This window comes from Streptomyces sp. NPDC018610 (assembly GCF_044391765.1).
Classification (GTDB): Bacteria; Actinomycetota; Actinomycetes; order Streptomycetales; family Streptomycetaceae; genus Streptomyces.
Map to the genome: position 1 here is coordinate 36156 of NZ_JBISAL010000009.1, position 16054 is coordinate 52209.

At 74.4% G+C, this 16054-nt stretch carries 16 protein-coding genes and 1 pseudogene; 8 read left to right on the top strand and 9 right to left on the bottom strand.

Annotated features, from left to right (window positions below; translation table 11 throughout):
- Positions 1-135: 135 nt before the first annotated feature.
- The 4 genes and pseudogenes from ACH5A8_RS22855 to ACH5A8_RS22870 all read left to right on the top strand — a co-directional run bounded on the left by ACH5A8_RS22855 (position 136) and on the right by ACH5A8_RS22870 (position 4465).
- Positions 136-1095 carry a dihydrodipicolinate synthase family protein gene (locus tag ACH5A8_RS22855; RefSeq protein WP_399004708.1) on the top strand — a complete coding sequence of 320 codons (960 nt, stop codon included), beginning with the start codon at positions 136-138 and terminating at the stop codon, positions 1093-1095.
- Positions 1092-2003: pseudogene (locus ACH5A8_RS22860) on the top strand (ROK family protein); the annotation flags it as partial. The gene ACH5A8_RS22855 and the pseudogene ACH5A8_RS22860, both read left to right, overlap by 4 nt.
- Positions 2004-2260: 257 nt before the next feature.
- Entirely contained in the window at positions 2261-2938 is a 678-nt protein-coding gene (locus ACH5A8_RS22865; RefSeq protein ID WP_399004710.1) for an N-acetylmannosamine-6-phosphate 2-epimerase, read from the top strand.
- Positions 2939-2998: 60 nt separating this feature from the next.
- Positions 2999-4465 (top strand): sialate:H+ symport family MFS transporter, encoded by a 1467-nt coding sequence (locus tag ACH5A8_RS22870; protein WP_399004712.1) that lies wholly within the window; start codon positions 2999-3001, stop codon positions 4463-4465.
- A 49-nt stretch (positions 4466-4514) separates the two neighbouring features.
- Here ACH5A8_RS22870 and ACH5A8_RS22875 read toward each other — a convergent pair whose 3' ends face one another.
- The 3 genes from ACH5A8_RS22875 to ACH5A8_RS22885 are packed head-to-tail and all read right to left on the bottom strand — an operon-like array spanning position 4515 to position 7669.
- A complete protein-coding gene (locus tag ACH5A8_RS22875) occupies positions 4515-5042 on the bottom strand; it encodes an NUDIX hydrolase family protein (RefSeq protein ID WP_399005297.1) in 528 nt (175 codons plus the stop codon).
- 24 nt (positions 5043-5066) lie between these two features.
- A complete protein-coding gene (locus ACH5A8_RS22880; protein WP_399004714.1) occupies positions 5067-6266 on the bottom strand; it encodes an amidohydrolase family protein in 1200 nt (399 codons plus the stop codon).
- Positions 6266-7669: a glutamine synthetase gene (locus ACH5A8_RS22885; RefSeq protein ID WP_399004716.1), complete on the bottom strand. Its 1404-nt coding sequence runs from the start codon at positions 7667-7669 to the stop codon at positions 6266-6268. The genes ACH5A8_RS22880 and ACH5A8_RS22885 overlap by 1 nt, the downstream gene beginning before the upstream one ends.
- 300 nt (positions 7670-7969) lie before the next feature.
- Between ACH5A8_RS22885 and ACH5A8_RS22890 the strand changes: the two genes are divergently transcribed.
- Positions 7970-8917: a Cof-type HAD-IIB family hydrolase gene (locus ACH5A8_RS22890; protein WP_399004718.1), complete on the top strand. Its 948-nt coding sequence runs from the start codon at positions 7970-7972 to the stop codon at positions 8915-8917.
- A gap of 35 nt (positions 8918-8952) precedes the next feature.
- Here the strand turns inward: ACH5A8_RS22890 and ACH5A8_RS22895 are convergent, their stop codons facing one another.
- From ACH5A8_RS22895 to ACH5A8_RS22915, 5 genes are all read right to left on the bottom strand, one after another.
- Complete coding sequence (locus tag ACH5A8_RS22895; protein WP_399004720.1) at positions 8953-9639, bottom strand: endonuclease; 687 nt, start codon at positions 9637-9639, stop codon at positions 8953-8955.
- Positions 9636-9983: a DUF3140 domain-containing protein gene (locus tag ACH5A8_RS22900; protein WP_399004722.1), complete on the bottom strand. Its 348-nt coding sequence runs from the start codon at positions 9981-9983 to the stop codon at positions 9636-9638. Before ACH5A8_RS22900 ends, ACH5A8_RS22895 begins: the two co-directional genes overlap by 4 nt.
- A gap of 58 nt (positions 9984-10041) precedes the next feature.
- Positions 10042-10524: a Dps family protein gene (locus ACH5A8_RS22905; protein ID WP_399004724.1), complete on the bottom strand. Its 483-nt coding sequence runs from the start codon at positions 10522-10524 to the stop codon at positions 10042-10044.
- Entirely contained in the window at positions 10521-10778 is a 258-nt protein-coding gene (locus tag ACH5A8_RS22910) for a WhiB family transcriptional regulator (RefSeq protein WP_399004726.1), read from the bottom strand. Before ACH5A8_RS22910 ends, ACH5A8_RS22905 begins: the two co-directional genes overlap by 4 nt.
- Positions 10779-10839: 61 nt before the next feature.
- Positions 10840-11652: a lysophospholipase gene (locus tag ACH5A8_RS22915; RefSeq protein WP_399004728.1), complete on the bottom strand. Its 813-nt coding sequence runs from the start codon at positions 11650-11652 to the stop codon at positions 10840-10842.
- A gap of 135 nt (positions 11653-11787) precedes the next feature.
- On the opposite strand from ACH5A8_RS22915, the gene ACH5A8_RS22920 reads away from it, so the two are divergent.
- From ACH5A8_RS22920 to ACH5A8_RS22930, 3 genes are all read left to right on the top strand, one after another.
- Complete coding sequence (locus ACH5A8_RS22920; protein WP_399004730.1) at positions 11788-12975, top strand: thiolase family protein; 1188 nt, start codon at positions 11788-11790, stop codon at positions 12973-12975.
- Positions 12976-13066: 91 nt separating this feature from the next.
- A complete protein-coding gene (locus ACH5A8_RS22925) occupies positions 13067-14575 on the top strand; it encodes a long-chain fatty acid--CoA ligase (RefSeq protein ID WP_399004732.1) in 1509 nt (502 codons plus the stop codon).
- Between the two features lie 185 nt (positions 14576-14760).
- Entirely contained in the window at positions 14761-15534 is a 774-nt protein-coding gene (locus ACH5A8_RS22930; RefSeq protein WP_399004734.1) for a sulfite exporter TauE/SafE family protein, read from the top strand.
- Positions 15535-15618: 84 nt separating this feature from the next.
- Here the strand turns inward: ACH5A8_RS22930 and ACH5A8_RS22935 are convergent, their stop codons facing one another.
- Positions 15619-15843: a hypothetical protein gene (locus tag ACH5A8_RS22935; RefSeq protein ID WP_399004736.1), complete on the bottom strand. Its 225-nt coding sequence runs from the start codon at positions 15841-15843 to the stop codon at positions 15619-15621.
- Positions 15844-16054 lie beyond the last annotated feature (211 nt).

Consider the following 16054-nt stretch of genomic DNA (forward strand, 5'->3'; position numbering starts at 1 on the left):
TCCGTCTCTATTGTCATGCTCATGACTGATCGGTTCCCGTCGTGTGACCCACCCCACTCTTGACCTTCCCCGGCGGGCAATGCCTAAGGTTCAGACGTCAGACGTCATACGTCTCAGCTTCACGGAGTAGCCCCCATGCCCTTGACCACACCCCTGCGCGGGGTCGTACCGCCCGTCTGCACCCCCCTCGACGACGCCGGGGAGGTCGACACCGCCTCCCTGTCCCGTCTGGTCGAGCACCTGATCGGCGGCGGCGTCCACGGGCTCTTCGCCCTCGGCTCCACCAGCGAGGTCGCCTACCTCACCGACGAGCAGCGGAGCATCGCCCTGGAGACGGTGGTCAACACGGTCGACGGCCGGGTGCCGGTGCTCGCCGGCGTCATCGACACGACCACCGCCCGCGTCCTCGACCACGCCCGCGACGCGGCCCAGCTCGGTGCGGACGGCCTGGTGGCCACCGCGCCCTTCTACACCCGCACCCACCCCCGGGAGATCGCCGGACACTTCCGCCGGATCCGCGAGCGGGCGGACCTGCCGCTGTTCGCCTACGACCTGCCGGTGTCCGTGCACAGCAAGCTGTCGCCCGCCCTGGTGCTCGACCTGGCCGCCGACGGCACCCTGGCCGGCATCAAGGACAGCAGCGGTGACGAGGGTTCCCTGCGCCGTCTGCTCCTCGCACTCGGCGGGCGCGAGGGCCGCGGCACGGGACCGGTCCCCGGTTTCTCCGTCCTCACCGGGTCCGAACTGACGGTGGACGCCGCCCTGCTCGCCGGCGTCGACGGCGTCGTCCCCGGCCTCGGCAACGTCGACCCCGCCGGATACGTCCGCCTCTACGACGCCGCCCGGTCCGGCGACTGGTCGCTGGCCGCCGAGGAGCAGGAACGGCTGGCCGCCCTGTTCGCCATGGTGGACGTGGGCCCCGAGGCCGACATGGGCCGCAGTTCCTCCGCGCTCGGCGCGTTCAAGACGGCCCTGCGCCTGCTGGGCGTCGTCGCCTGCGGCGACACCGCGTTCCCGCAGATCCAGCTGGGCGCCGCCGCCGTCGCCGAGGTCGACGCCCGGCTGCGCGCGGCCGGACTCGCCCCGGTCCGATGACCCCTCCCACGCAGCGGGGCGCCGGGCCGGTCATCGGTCTCGACCTCGGCGGCACCAAGATCGCGGCCGCCCTGGTCGGGCCGGACGGCGCCGTACTGCGCCGGCACACCCGGCCCACCCCGGCGCGGGCGGGTGCGCGAGCGGTGCTCGACGCACTGGCCGGCGCGGCCCGGGAGGTGGACGACGGCGCCGAGGCGATCGGTGTCGCCGCCGCGGGCGTCGTGGACCCGCGCGGCGGTGTCGTCACCAGCGCCACCGACTCCATCTCCGGCTGGGCCGGCACCGCCCTGGCCGCGGGCCTCCACGACCGCACCGGGCTGCCGGTGGCCTGCGACAACGACGTGCGGGCCACCGCCGTCACCGAACTCGCCGCCCTGACCGGGCCGGACGCCTCCCTCCTCTACGTCGCCGTGGGCACCGGGGTGGGCGGGGCGGTGGCCGTGGACGGTCGGATGCTGCACGGCAGCGCCGGCATCGCGGGCCACCTCGGGCACGTGCCCAGCCCGGAGGCCGGGGACCTGCCCTGCACCTGCGGCGGGAGCGGCCACCTGGAGGCGGTCGCCTCGGGCCCCGCGATCACCGCCCTCTACGAACGCCTGAGCGGGCAGGCGGCCGGGCGTCTGCAGGAGGTGGCCGGGCGCGCCGCGGCGGGCGACGCCGTGGCGCGGCTGGCGATCACCACCGGAGCGCGCGCCACGGGGCGTGTCGTCGGCGGACTGGCCAACACCCTCGGACCGGGCCGCGTCGTCGTGGGCGGCGGTGTGCCGCACATCGGCGACCTGTACTGGTCGGCGCTGACGGACGCCTTCACCGCCGAGCTGATGGCCCCGTTGCGGCACTTGCGCCCCGCGCCCCCACGCCTGGGCGCCGACGCCGCCGTACTGGGCGCCGCCCTCCTCACCCGTACGGCTTTCCCGCACGGCTCGGCGACGCCGAGCCCGCACGCCCCACCCGCACCCGGGCACACCCCACGGGCCCCGGCCCGGACCGTGCACGACGCACCGGCCCCGGCCCGTGCCGCGCGCGACGCACCGTCCCCCGCCTCCGCCCCCGCCCCGCGCGGCGCCCCCGCGCAGAGCCCGCACGAGGACGCCCCCGCCCCGTACCGGGTGTGACCGCGTCCCTCCCGACCCTCCGTCCCCGCACACCTCAGGAGGACACCCGTATGACCTCGTCCGTAGTCGCCGCCGTCCAGGGCCGGCTGATCGTCTCCTGCCAGGCCCCGCCCGGCGACCCCATGCGGGACACCGCGACGCTGGTCCGGCTCGCGCGTTCCGCCGAGGCGGGCGGCGCGGCCGCCGTCCGCGTCAACGAACCCGAGGTGGTGGCCGCCGTCGCCGCCGCCGTCGACCTGCCCGTGATCGGGCTGTGGAAGGACGGCGACACCGGCGTCTACATCACCCCGACGGTGCGCCACGCCCTCGCCGTGGCCGAGGCCGGCGCCCATGTGGTCGCCGCGGACGCGACGGCGCGCCCGCGCCCTGACGGCAGCTCCTTCGCGGACCTCGTCGAGGCCGTGCACGGCGCCGGAGCCCTGGTCATGGCCGACGTCGCCACCCTGGAGGAAGGCGTGGTGGCCGCCCGGCAGGGCGCCGACTTCGTCTCCTCCACCCTGTCGGGATACGTGCCCGGCTCCCCGCGCCGGTCCGGCCCCGACCTGGAACTGGTCGCCGCCCTCGCCCGCGCGACCGACACCCCGGTCGTCGCGGAGGGGCGCGTAGGCACCCCCGAGGAAGCCGCCGCCGCGCTCGCCCGGGGCGCCCACAGCGTCGTCGTGGGCACCGCCATCACCGCCCCGACCGCCCTCACCCACCGCTTCGTGACACACCTCACCCGCCCGTAGGGCGGATCCGCACATCCGACGGCGCTCGACGGCGAGCCCGTCCGGCATCCTGGAGTCACCGTGCACCACACCACCGCGCCACCGCGGTCGCCCTGGTACCGCCAAGTGGGCCGCAGTCAGTGGAAGTCGTTCTTCGCCGCCTGGATCGGTTACCTGCTCGACGGCTTCGACTTCGTGCTGATCACCCTCGTGCTCACCGAGATCAGCGACGACTTCCACCTCGACACGGTGCAGGCGGCGAGCCTCGTCTCCGCCGCCTTCATCACCCGCTGGCTCGGCGGCGCGGTGCTCGGCGCCCTCGGGGACCGCTTCGGCCGCAAACTGTCCATGGTGGTCAGCATCCTGCTGTACTCCGTCGGCAGCTTCGCCTGCGGTTTCGCCTGGGACTACACCAGCCTGTTCGTCGCCCGGCTCGCCATCGGCATGGGCATGGCCGGGGAGTACTCGGCCAGTGCCACCTACGTCATGGAGAGCTGGCCGGTGCACATGCGCAACCGGGCCAGCGGGTTCCTGATCTCCGGCTACTCGGTGGGCACCGTCCTGGCCGCCGAGGTCTACAAGTGGGTCGTCCCGGCCCTCGGCTGGCGCTGGATGTTCTACCTGGGACTGATCCCGGTGGTGATCGCGCTGTGGATGCGCCGCGCGCTGCCCGAGGCCGGCGACTGGCAGGCCTCCGTCGCCGAACGCGACCAGCGGCCCAACCCGTTCCGCCCGCTGTTCTCCACCCCGGCCAGGGCCACCGTCAACCTGACGCTGGCCGCGGCGGCCACCGTCTGCCTCTTCGCGGTCTTCACCCCGCTCGGCGACGGCGCGGTCCCCGTCCTGTCCGTGATCGCCGGCGCCTGCCTGATCGCCTTCGCCGTGCAGCTGGGCGGCCGGCGCGGCTGGCTGCTGTACGTGTCGATGATCGTCACGATCTTCTTCGCGTTCCTGTACTCCTGGCCCATCCAGGCGCTGCTGCCCACCTATCTGAAGACCGACCTCGGCTACGACCCCGGTCAGGTCACCGACGCCCTGTTCTACGCGGGCTTCGGCACCATGGCGGGCTGCTGGCTCGCCGGGTTCGTCGGCGACTGGATCGGCACCAGGAAGGCGTACGCCTTCACGCTGCTGGCCTCGCTGGTCTTCGTCTTCCCGGTCTTCGCGGTACGCGACAGCCTGCCGCTGCTCGGTGTGCTGCTGTTCGTGCTGCAGGCCACCAGCTTCGGCATCTCCGGTCTGCTGCCCCGCTACATCGGCGGCCACTTCCCGACCCACACCCGCGGCGCGGCCCTCGGCTTCACCTACAACGTGGGCGCCCTGGGCGGTGCGGTGGCACCGGTCCTCGGCGCCCACCTGGCCTCCGGCATGGACCTGGGCCGGGCCCTGGCCGTGCTGACGTTCGCCGGGACGATGATCGTGGTGCTCCTCGTCGGCTTCGACGTGCCGGCCAGACTGGGCCGGCTGCTCGACCCGGACGCGCCCGCCGACCACCTCATGACGGAGGCGGACCGCGGGGCCGTCCGCGCGCGGGAGACCGCCGCGTAGGCCGGCGACGGTGGGCGCCCGCCGGGAGCCGAACGGGCCCCGGCGGGCGTCAGCCGACGTGGCCCACGTGGGCGAGGGCCTGCTTGAGCAGCACCCCGTGTCCGCCCGGCATCTCGCCCTGCACCGCCTCCGAGGCCGCCTCCTGCGGGCTGAACCAGACCAGGTCCAGCGCGTCCTGCCGGGGGCGGCAGTCGCCGGTCACCGGCACGATGTAGGCAAGCGACACCGCGTGCTGGCGCGGATCGTGGTACGGCGTGACGCCCGCCGTCGGGAAGTACTCGGCGACGGTGAAGGGCTGCAGGGAGGCGGGCACGCGGGGCAGCGCCACCGGGCCGAGGTCCTTCTCCAGATGGCGCAGCAGCGCGTCGCGCACCCGCTCGTGGTGCAGCACCCGGCCGGAGACCAGGGTGCGGCTGACCGTGCCGTCCGGCCCGATGCGCAGCAGCAGGCCGATACTGGTCACTTCACCGCTGTCGTCGACGCGCACGGGAACCGCCTCGACGTACAGGATCGGCATCCGGGCACGCGCCGCCTCCAGCTCGTCCGTGGTCAGCCAACCGGGCGTGGTCTCGGTCATGTCAGACATTGCTTGATCATACTTTCAGTCGTTCTCGATGGGTGGGACCGGTGCGGCCGGTCCGGTCCCGGCCGCCGGGGCCGGCCCGGCGGGAGGGGCGAGCCCGTACACCCGCCGTGCGTTGTCCCGCCCCGTCCACCGGGCGATCCTGAGCGCGTCGGCCCGGCTCATCTCGTCGGCGGACACCCGCTCCCGCAGCAGGCCGGCGAGGCCCCGCCGGAACGCCACCGCGCCCAGGTGGTGGAACTCGGCCAGCCCGTACGCGTCGGAGCTGTAGAGCAGCTTGCGGAACGGTGTGATCTCCAGCGCCTCCGCCAGGACCGCGCCGGCCCGGGCGGGGCCGACGTGGTGCAGGGCGAGGCCGACGTCCAGGTAGACCTGCTCGAACACGGCGGCCAGATAGGCGGCCTGCCGCTGGTAGGGCCAGCAGTGCAGCAGCATGACCGGGACCGTGCCCGCGACCAGGCGCAGCCAGTCGGTCAGCAGAGCCGGATCCGCCCGGTGCAGCCGCAGGTCACCGTCGCCGAACCCGGTGTGCAGCTGGAGCGGCACGCCCAGGCCGACGGCCGTCCACAGCAGGTGGCGTACGAGGACCGGGTCGTCCAGGCGGGCGCCGGGGCGGGCGAGCCAACCGGCCGCCGCCCGCGCCACCTCCGTGTCGCGGGGGCGGGCCGGGTCCAGGGCGAAGCCGGTGCGGTAGGCGGCCACCGACTTCACCGCCACCACGCCGGGCCGCCGCACGGCCTCCTCGGCGGCGGCCCGCACCGCGGCCCCGTACCCGCCGGCCGTCACCCCGTTCGCCGCCACGGCCTCCGCGAGGCTCTCCAGCCGTACGACCTCGTAGGCAGCCGCCCCGGAGGGCTCCGCCAGCTCGGCCGGGTTGGTGAGGCGCTCGGGCGCGAAGCCGGTGTCGACGCAGAGGGCGGCCGTGCCCGCGGCGGCGAGGAACCGCCGGTTCACCTCGCGCGCGCCCAGCTCCGTCCGGCGCGCCAGGTACGCGTCGGCCGGGGCGTGCCGCGGCAGGTCCAGCACCGGTGCGCAGTGCCGGCGCACGGCCACGCCGACCGGCGTGTCGAACGGTGAGATCCCGCTGCCCGGCCACACCTCGCCCTCGGTGAGCAGCGACTCGAACCCGGTCCGGTCGAGGTCGGCGGTGACCACGCCGTGGCAGTGGTGGTCCACCAGCGGCAGCGCTGCGAGCTCCTCGTCCACCGGTCCGGACATCAGTACTTCCAGCGGTAGGCCGCTGCGACCCGCTCGTCGTCCAGCCCGGCCACGGCCGCGACCTCGCCCTCCCGGACGGCGGCCACCGCGTCGGCCAGCACCGGCCCGAGCGCGTCGCGCAGCACCGCGTCCTTCCGGAACTCCGCGACCGCCTCCGCCAGCCCGGCCGGAAGCCGCCGTACGCCCCGCGCCGCGGCCCGCTCGGCGTCGAGGCGCGCCGGATCGCCGGTGATCTCCTCGGGCAGTGCCGCTGAGGACGCCATGCCGTCCAGCCCGGCGGCGATCAGACAGCCGAGCGCCAGGTAGGGGTTGGCGGCCAGGTCGACCGGCTTGACCTCCAGGTTGGCGGCCCGGTCGCGCAGACCCCGGGTGCCGGTGACGACGCGCAGCGCCGCCTCGCGGGTCTCCAGCCCCCAGGCGGTGAACACCCCCGCCCACTGGGACGGCCGCAGCCTGAGGTAGCTGGCCGGGCTCGGCGCGGTCACGGCGGTGAGCGCGGGCAGATGGGCCAGCACCCCGGCGGTGAACGCCTCGGCGCCGGCCGTCATCCCGTGCCGGCCCTCGCCGCCGGCGTGCAGGTTGGCGCCGTCGCGCCAGGCGGAGAGGTGGACATGGCCGCCGTTGCCGACGCCCTCGGCTCCGACGGCCGGGGCGAAGGAGACCCGCAGCGCGTGCCGCTGGGCCACGGCCCTGACGGTCTGGCGCACCAGCACGCTGCGGTCGGCCGCCGCCACCGGGTCCAGCGCGCCGACCGAGATCTCGAACTGCCCGGCGGCGTACTCGGGATGGACCTGGTCGACGTCCACCCCCTGGGCCGCGCAGGCGGCGAGCAGCTCCGCCAGGAAGTCGCTCAGCTCCACCTGGCGCGCCGCCCCGTACGCCGGTCCCGTCGCCGCGGGCTCGAAGCGGTCCGTGGGCGTCGTGTCCGTGCCGACGGACCACTCGATCTCGATGGACGCCTTGAAGACGAGGCCGTGGCGCCGCTCGGCGTCCGCGGCGATCCGGCGCAGGAAGGTCCGGGCGCAGCCGGGGTGCGGCTCGCCGTCCTGGGTGATCCGGTCCACCGGCGCCCACGCCCAGCCGGGCTGCCCGGCGAGGGCCACCAGCCGGTCGAGGTCGGGGTAGAGGCGCAGATCGCCGTCCGGGGAGCCGAGGACGTCGGTGGTGACGATCGAGTCGTTCGCCAGGAAGGTGTCGAACACCGGCGACATGCCCACGCCCCAGGCCGCCGCCGAGGCCAGCTTCGCCACCGGGACCGTCTTGACCCGGGTGATGCCCGCGGTGTCGACGTAGGCCAGCACGACACCGTGCACGCCCCGCCCGGCCAGTTCGCCGGCGAGCGCGGTCGCCCGCTCGACGTCGCCGGGGCGTCCGCCGGGGACGGGGTCGGCGAGGGTGGTCATACGTCCTCCCCGCCCGGCGGAGGATGGCTCTCGGTCACGTCTGCGCTCCAGATTGCTCTCGTGTCCGTCGTTGCTCTCGTGTCCGTCGTGCCGACGCCGCCCATTGTGCCGCCCGATGATCAGCGTGTCCCGGGAATCGGCGGACTCGACCCCACCGGGCCTGTGCTTCTCCGGTGGACGCGTTTGCCCCGGGGCGGCCGGACGTGTTTGCCTCGAAGGCCGGCGAGGACGGTGCCGCGGCACCGCGACCGCCGCCTTCGGACCCCGGCGCGCCGCCGCGCCCCGCACAGAGACCAGGACATGCCCAGCACCCCACCGCCCCTGCTCACCGGCCCCGCCCCCGCCCTCGCCACCGTCCCCGGCCCGCAGACCGTCCCCGGCCCGCAGACCGTTCCCGGCCCGCAGACCGTTCCCGGGCCGTCCGCCGGCCCCGGTGGGCCGGTCGACATACGGCTGATCGTCACCGACATGGACGGCACGCTCCTCGACGACGCCAAGCGCTTCCCAGAGGGCCTGTGGCCCGTCCTGGCCGAGCTGCGCCGCCGTGGCGTGCTGTTCAGTCCGGCCAGCGGGTGCCAGTACGCGACGCTCGCCGAGCAGTTCGCCGGCGCGGACGAGGGCATGGTGTTCATCGCGGAGAACGGCACGTACGTCGTCCGCGACGGTGTCGAGCTCACCTCGGACCCGATGGACCCGGCGGTCGCGGGGCGACTGGTGCGGGCCGTGCGCGAGCTGGTCGCCGGCGGCGCCGACGTGGGCGCGGTCGTCTGCGGCAAGCGGTCCGCCTACGTCGAGCGGACCGACGAGGCCTTCCTTGCCGAGGTCCGCAAGTACTACGTGGAGCGCCGGGTGGTGGCGGACGCGACCGACGTCGACGACGAGGTCATCAAGGTCGCCCTCTTCGACTTCGGGTCGGCGGAGCGGACCACGGCCCCCGCCCTGGCCGAGTTCGCCGAGACCCATCAGGTCGTGGTCTCCGGCGAGCACTGGGTCGACGTGATGAACCGCACGGCGAACAAGGGCGCGGCCCTGCGCCGGCTCCAGCGGGCCACGGGCATCACCCCCGCGCAGACGCTGGTTTTCGGCGACTACCTCAACGACCTGGAGATGCTGGACGCCGCCGAGTGGTCCTTCGCCATGGCCAACGCCCACCCCGAGGTGATCCGCCGCGCCCGCCACCTGGCTCCCTCCAACAACGACGACGGCGTCCTGCGCACCGTCGCCCGTCTGCTGGGGCTGCCGCGCTGACCGGCGTCGCCGCCCGTGCGTGAAGGCTTGAAGGCTCACCCGGAGGCGACGGAGTCGGCGATCTTCTTGTCCAGGGCCGCGCGCACCAGTGCCGCCGCGAGATGGGCGGGCGGGGTGTCGCCGGCCAGGTCGACGAGCCGGCCGGGATCCTTGGGCAGCCCCAGCCGCTCGGCGCCGGACAGCGCCTTGGCGTCCAGGTAGGGGGCCGGCTCGGGCCACACGTCCTGGACCTCGCGCAGGAAGATGTCCGCGCCGGCCGGTCCCAGGCCGGGCACCTCCTGGAGCAGGTCGCGCAGCGCGCTCACGTCGCCGTCCGCCTCCTGGTGCATCCGGCGCAGATCGCCGCCCCACCGGTCGAGCACCAGCTCGGCGCCCTCGCCGAGCTGGGTGGCGGTGCGCTCGTCGTAGCGCCGGTAGCCGCCGCGGCCGAGCGCGTCCACGCGCTCCTGCCAGTCGGCGTCGGCCATGCGGCGCGGATCGCGCAGTCCCGCCTCGGCCAGCTCGCGGGCGGCGGCGACGCCGACCGAGCCGCGGATGCGGGCGCTGAGGAGGACGGCGAGGACCAGCAGCCGGTACAGCGGCTGGGGGGTGTCCTTCAGCGTGATGCCGGCCTCCTCGGCGAACGTCTCGCCGTGCGCCTCGACCAGCTCGTGCAGCACCCGGCCGCCGTCCCGGTCCCCGTGCCCGTCCCGGTCCGCGCGGCCGTCGCGCCGCTCGGTCACCGGCCCGCCTTGAGCGGGTCGTGACCGAGGGTCATCAGTCGGTGCCGGCGGCCGGTGTCCCCGGCGTCCTCCGGCTCGGGCTCGTTCTCCAGGTCCACCTGGGACGTGACGGTGTCGATGACCTTGCGCATCACCCGCAGGTCGTCGTCGGTCAGGTCGGTGCGCCGTTTCTGGAGGATCGCCAGCACATGCTGCCCGGTGGGGCTGCCCGCGTCGTCGGGCAGCGGCTCGGTGTCCTCGCCGGCGTCCCGGACCCGCAGCCAGGCGGCCAGCTCCTGCGAGGTCATGTTGACCACGCGGTGGAAGTCCTCCCACAGCGCGTCGAGTTCGAGGGCGTCGGACATGGGTGCCCCTTTCGTTCGTGGTGCGGACGCGGCGGACGCGGCGGAGGCCGCGCGCCGGTCAGCTCTCGCGGGCGACGTTCTCGGCCGCGAACATCCAGCGCTGCTTCTCCAGTTCGGCGGTGATGGAGATCAGCAGGTCCTGGGTGACCGGGTCGGGCTTGTCGGTCGCCTCGATGCGCTCGCGCAGTCGTACGATGGCCGCCTCCAGGGACTCGACCATCACTTCGACGACGTCCGAGTCGCGCACCCAGCCGTCCTTCGGGCCGGGCAGCGTGAACGCCGAGGCGATCGTCTCCGGCCGGCCGTCGGGGGAGACGCCGAGCGCCGCGGCCCGCTCGGCGACGGTGTCGGCGAACTCGCGGGCCGCCGCCACCACTTCGTCGAGCTGCAGGTGGATGGAGCGGAACCGGGGTCCCACGATGTTCCAGTGCGCCTGCTTGCCGATCAGCGAGAGCCCGAGAAGATCCACGAGGGTGCTCTGCAACGCGTCCCCGGTGACCTGGAGGGCGGAGTCGGGAATCGTGCTCTTCACGACAGTCATACGGTGGTTCTCCTTGTGGCGTCGTCCTGGGCTGTACGGAGCAGTGCGACGCGCTCCTCCTCGCACATCCCGCCCCACACACCCGCGGTCTGTCCGTTGCCGAGCGCGAAGGACAGGCACTGGGTGATCACGGGACAGCGGGCACACACGCGCTTGGCCGCGGCGATGTCCCTCCGCGACGGTCCGACGGTGCCCACGGGGAAGAACAGCTCGGGGTCCTCGCCCACGCAGGCGGCACTGCGCAACCACTCCATGGACGCGCGGGTGCCCGGTGCCGACCGGCGCAAACAACGGCGGAGCCGGGCCCGGGGCGGCTCAGCGCGCCAGGACCCGGTCCAGGAAGCGCGTCACGTCCGCGAACACCTCGGCCCGGTTCGTCTCGCAGAACACCTCGTGCCGGGCGCCGGGGTAGATCCGCTCGGTCAGGCCGCCGTCCCCGGCGAGGCGCTCGACCCCGACCCGGCTCCCGGCGAGCGGGACCAGCCGGTCGTCCGCGCCGTGCAGCCACAGCAGGGGCAGCGGCCCGACGCCGCCGCCCTCCGCCACGGCCGCGAGGGTGTGCGCGAACGCCTGGAGCGTCGGCCGTCTCATCGGCCCGTGCCACACCAGCGGGTCGGCCGCGTAGGCCGCGCCGACCGCCGGGTCCCGGGAGAGCGCGGCCGGGCTGACGGGCGTGTCGGGGATCTCGTCGAGGGCGAGCAGCCGGCCGGGCAGTTCCCAGGCCCCGATGACGGGGCCGGACAGCACCAGCGCGGCGAGCTCGGCGCCGCGTCGCTGGGCGTAGCGGGCGGAGACCAGCCCGCCCATGGAGTGGCCGACCAGCACCAGCGGGAGCCCCGGGTGCGCGGCCCGGGCGAGGCCGGCCACCGCGTGCACGTCGTCCACCACGTCCTCGAAGTCCTCCACGAGCACCCGCTCGCCCGCCGACCTGCCGTGGCCCATGTGGTCGGGCGCGTACACGGCCGCGCCGTGCTCCCCGAGGACGCCGGCCACCTCTTCGTAGCGCCCGGCGTGCTCGCCGTAGCCGTGCGCCAGGAGAGCGGCGTACCGGGGCCGGGGGTGCGGCCACTCGTGGACGTGGAGCGCGCCCCGGCTTCCGGCCGCCGAGTGCGGACGGGCGTCGACCATGTCTCCTCCAGGTTGCTCGGGGCGGGTGCCCGGGGAGGGATCTTCCCAGGGGGGCGGTCCGAGGTCTATAGTCCAAAACTAGCAGTGCTAATTAATGGTCCGTGCGAGGCCGTGAGCCGTCTGAGGAGTCCTGTCGTGCGCCCCGTCCACTTCGCGGCCGCCCGCCGCACCCCCATCGGCAAGCTGCGCGGAGCCCTGTCCGGCATCCGGCCCGACGACCTGGCCGCACGGGTGGTCCGCGCCCTGGTCGCCGACGTGCCCGCGCTCGACCCGGCGCGCATCGACGACGTCTACTGGGGCGCCGCCAACCAGGCCGGCGAGGACAACCGCAACGTCGCCCGGATGGCCGTCCTGCTCGCCGGACTGCCCGAGTCGGTGCCGGGCGCCACGGTCAACCGGCTGTGCGCCTCCGGCCTGGAGGCCGTCACCGCCGCGGCCCGCACCATCGCCGCCGGCGAGGCCGACGTGGTGCTCGCGGGCGGCTCGGAGTCGATGAGCCGCGCCCCCTTCGTGCTGCCCCGCCCCGACGAGGCCCTGCCGCACCGGATCGAGACGTACGACACCCGGCTCGGCTGGCGCCTGGTCAACCCGGCCATGAAGGACCTGCACGGCCTGCTGGCCATGGGCGAGACCGCGGAGGAGGTGGCCGCGCGCCACGGCATCGCCCGCGAACGCCAGGACGAGTTCGCGCTGCGCAGCCACCGGCTGGCCGCGCAGGCCCGCAAGGACGGCCACTTCGACGACGAACTGCTGCCCGTGGAGCGCCCCGACGGCACCGTCGTCGAGAGCGACGAGTGCGTCCGCGAGGACACCTCCTACGACAAGCTGGCCCGCCTCAGACCCGTCTTCCGCGAGGGCGGCACGGTCACCGCCGGCAACGCCTCCCCGATGAACGACGGCGCCGCCGGGCTCCTCCTGGTCAGCGAGGAGGCCCTGAACGACCTCGGTCTCGAATCCCTCGGCCGCTACGTCGCCGGCGCCTCCGCCGGCGTCCACCCCGACGTCATGGGCCTCGGTCCGGTCCCCGCCACCCGCAAGGCGCTCGGCCGCGTGGGCTGGAGCGTCGGCGACATCGAGGAGGCCGAGTTCAACGAGGCGTTCGCCGCTCAGGCGCTGGCCTGCGTCGACCAGCTCGGCATCGCCGAGGACCTCGTCAACCCGAGCGGCGGCGCCATCGCCCTCGGCCACCCGCTCGGCTGCTCCGGCGCCCGCATCCTCACCACCCTGCTGCACCGCATGCGCCGCACCGGCGCCGCCCGCGGCCTGGCCACGATGTGCGTCGGGGTCGGCCAGGGCACCGCCGTACTGGTCGAACGGCACTAGCCGCGGCCGTACGACCGCCGACGGGGGAGTCCCACAAGGACCAGCACGACCAGAGCCGCAACGAAGCCGCACCAAAAGGAAGTACCCCTCCATGGCAACCCTCTCCGTCGCCGCGATCCTCGCCGAGAACGCCAAGCGCCGCCCCGACCGCACCGCCCTCGTCGAAGGCGACCTGCGGCTCAGCTTCGCCCAGGTGTGGCAGCGGGCCCGCGAGCAGGCCGGCGCCCTCGCCGGGCTCGGCGTACGGCCTGGGGACCGGATCGCGCTGATGGCGCCCAACATCGCCGAGTTCCCCCTCGCGTACTACGCGATCGCCGCCGCCGGCGCGGTCGTCGTCCCGGTGCACCTGCTGCTGTCGGCGGCCGAGGTCGAGCACGTCCTCGAGGACAGCGGCGCCACCCTGCTCCTGTGCCACCCGGCGCAGGCGGCGACCGGCGCCGCCGCCGCGGACGCCGTCGGAGTCCGGGCCGTCACCCTCGGCGCGGAGCTGGACGCGCTCGCCGCCGCCGCCGAACCGCTGCCCTCCTACGTCACCCGCTCCGCCGACGACCCGGCCGTGGTCTTCTACACCAGCGGCACCACCGGCGTCCCCAAGGGCGCCGTCCTCAGCCACTTCAACCTGGTGATGAACGCGACCGTCAACGCCTTCGACGCCAACGACATCCGCCCCGACGACATCGCGCTCGGCGCGCTGCCCCTCTTCCACGCCTTCGGCCAGACGGTCTCCATGAACTCCACCTGGCGGGCCGGGGCGACGCTCGTGCTGTTGCCGCGCTTCGACGCGGCGCGGGCGATCGAGCTGATGGTGAAGGAAGGGGTCAACACCTTCCACGGGGTGCCCACCATGTTCGTCTCGCTCGCCGCCGCCGCGGCCGACGCCGACGCGCTGCCCGACCTGCGCGTGTGCGTCTCCGGCGGCGCCTCCCTGCCGGTCGCGGTGCTGGAGCGGTTCGAGGCGGCGTTCGGGGCGAAGATCTACGAGGGGTACGGGCTGTCGGAGACCTCCCCGGCGGCGGCCGTGAACCAGCCGGTGTTCGGTGCGAGGCCCGGCACCATCGGCCACCCGCTGTGGGGCGTGGACGTGGAGATCGCCCGCGCGGAGACCGAGGACCGCGTCGAGCTGCTGCCGCCCGGCGAGCTGGGCGAGGTCGTCGTCCGCGGCCACAACGTCTTCTCCGGCTACCTGGGCCGGCCCGAGGCCACCGCCGAGGCGCTCGTCGACGGCTGGTTCCGCACCGGCGACCTCGGCACCAAGGACGACGAGGGCTTCCTCAGCATCGTCGACCGCAAGAAGGACGTCATCATCCGCGGCGGCTACAACGTCTACCCGCGCGAGGTCGAGGAGGTGCTGCTGCGCCACCCCGGCGTCGGCCAGGTCGCCGTCATCGGGCTGCCGGACGAGCTGCACGGCGAGGAGGTGTGCGCCGTCGTGGTCCCCGCGCCGGGCGCGCCGGCCGACGCGCAGGAGGTGACCGCGTGGTCCAAGGAGCGGCTGGGGCGGCACAAGTACCCGCGCCGGGTGGAGTTCACCGAGGCGCTGCCGCTCGGACCGAGCATGAAGGTCCTGAAGCGGGAGCTCCGGGCGCGCTACGGGAGCTGAGCCCGCCGGGCGGGACCCTCGCCCGTAGGGAGCGCTCACGGTCCCGTCCGGGCGGCCGCCCGGACGGGCGGGGCGCCTGAGGAGGAGGGCGGGGAACGGCGCGCTCCTCCTCAGGCCCCGCGCCCGACGCCGAGCCCGCCCCGGCTCAACCGGTGACAGCCGCCGGCCCTAGCATCGGTGTCCGCATGGACACGATGACTTACTGGCACATCTCCGGATGGAGCTTCGCGGCGCTCGCGCTCGCGGCCCTCCTCGTCGGTTTCTCCAAGACCGCCGTCAGCGGCGCCAACACGGTCAGCCTCGCCGTCTTCGCGGCGGTCCTGCCCGCCCGCGCCTCGACCGGGGTGCTGCTGCCCCTGCTGATCGCCGGCGACGTGCTCGCCGTCCTCACCTACCGTCGGCACGCCCACTGGCCCACCCTGTGGCGGCTGTTCCCGGCCGTCGCGGCCGGTGTCGTCGTCGGCACGCTGTTCCTTCAGTGGGCCGGCGACTCCGTCGTGCGGACCTCCATCGGCGCGATCCTGCTGCTGATGGCGGCGGTGACGGTGTGGCGCCGCCGGGCGGGCGGCGAGGACGAGCGGCCGGACGCGGTCGCCACCCGCTCCGGCCGCCTCAAGGCCCGCTCCTACGGCGTCCTCGGCGGCTTCACCACCATGGTCGCCAACGCGGGCGGCCCGGTGATGTCGCTCTACCTGCTGTCCGCGGGATTCCGCAAGCTCGGGTTCCTCGGGACGTCGGCGTTCTTCTTCCTGATCGTCAACGTCTCCAAGGTCCCCTTCAGCGCCGGCCTCGGCCTGATCGACGGCCACTCCCTGCTCCTCGACGCGGCGCTCGTCGTGTTCGTGGTGCCGGGCGCCCTGATCGGCAAGTGGGCCGTGCACCGGATCGACCAGCGCCTGTTCGAGCGGCTGGTGATCGCGGCGACGGTCGTGGGCGGCGTACAACTGCTGGTGGGCTAGGGACCGTCCGCCGGACAGGCCCCGAGGCGTCGTCCCCGGGCGGTGCCAGGGCGCGCGAGCCCGGCACGAACCGAACGAGGGGCCCTAGACCCGCACGACGCGGCCCAGGGGGCGGGGACTCTCGGCCGCGGGGGGCTCGGGAGCCGGGACGTCGGAGGTCGCGGCGCGTTCCAGGGCCGCCCGCACACGGTCGAAGCGCTGGACGTCCGTCCAGACGTCGGTGCGCCGCGACCGCCCGGCGCAGCAACTCCACACGCTTGCCATGAACACGGTCGCCAACGGGATGAGCAGCCACGTCAAAGGGTCCAAGGTCGTCCTCCCTCTCCCGAGCGGATCAGTGGGTACGGCGACGATGACATACATGATCAGTTCTACATATTTGTACGAGAAGCGACTTCCTGCTTTTCACTCATAAGGGGTCAGTGGGGCACACCCGTCGCGATCCGGTCACCGGGTCCGCGGGCAAGGCGTCGGTCGGCGGCACGCCAAGTGATCGTTAAGATGGGCCGGTTGCCGCGAC

Coding starts and splice junctions, on each gene's coding strand:
- ACH5A8_RS22855 (WP_399004708.1), top strand. CDS start 136: ATGCCCTTGACCACACCCCTGCGCGGGGTCGTACCGCCCGTCTGCACC.
- ACH5A8_RS22865 (WP_399004710.1), top strand. CDS start 2,261: ATGACCTCGTCCGTAGTCGCCGCCGTCCAGGGCCGGCTGATCGTCTCC.
- ACH5A8_RS22875 (WP_399005297.1), bottom strand. CDS start 5,042: ATGACCGAGACCACGCCCGGTTGGCTGACCACGGACGAGCTGGAGGCG.
- ACH5A8_RS22880 (WP_399004714.1), bottom strand. CDS start 6,266: ATGTCCGGACCGGTGGACGAGGAGCTCGCAGCGCTGCCGCTGGTGGAC.
- ACH5A8_RS22885 (WP_399004716.1), bottom strand. CDS start 7,669: ATGACCACCCTCGCCGACCCCGTCCCCGGCGGACGCCCCGGCGACGTC.
- ACH5A8_RS22890 (WP_399004718.1), top strand. CDS start 7,970: ATGCCCAGCACCCCACCGCCCCTGCTCACCGGCCCCGCCCCCGCCCTC.
- ACH5A8_RS22900 (WP_399004722.1), bottom strand. CDS start 9,983: ATGTCCGACGCCCTCGAACTCGACGCGCTGTGGGAGGACTTCCACCGC.
- ACH5A8_RS22905 (WP_399004724.1), bottom strand. CDS start 10,524: ATGACTGTCGTGAAGAGCACGATTCCCGACTCCGCCCTCCAGGTCACC.
- ACH5A8_RS22910 (WP_399004726.1), bottom strand. CDS start 10,778: ATGGAGTGGTTGCGCAGTGCCGCCTGCGTGGGCGAGGACCCCGAGCTG.
- ACH5A8_RS22915 (WP_399004728.1), bottom strand. CDS start 11,652: ATGGTCGACGCCCGTCCGCACTCGGCGGCCGGAAGCCGGGGCGCGCTC.
- ACH5A8_RS22925 (WP_399004732.1), top strand. CDS start 13,067: ATGGCAACCCTCTCCGTCGCCGCGATCCTCGCCGAGAACGCCAAGCGC.
- ACH5A8_RS22930 (WP_399004734.1), top strand. CDS start 14,761: ATGGACACGATGACTTACTGGCACATCTCCGGATGGAGCTTCGCGGCG.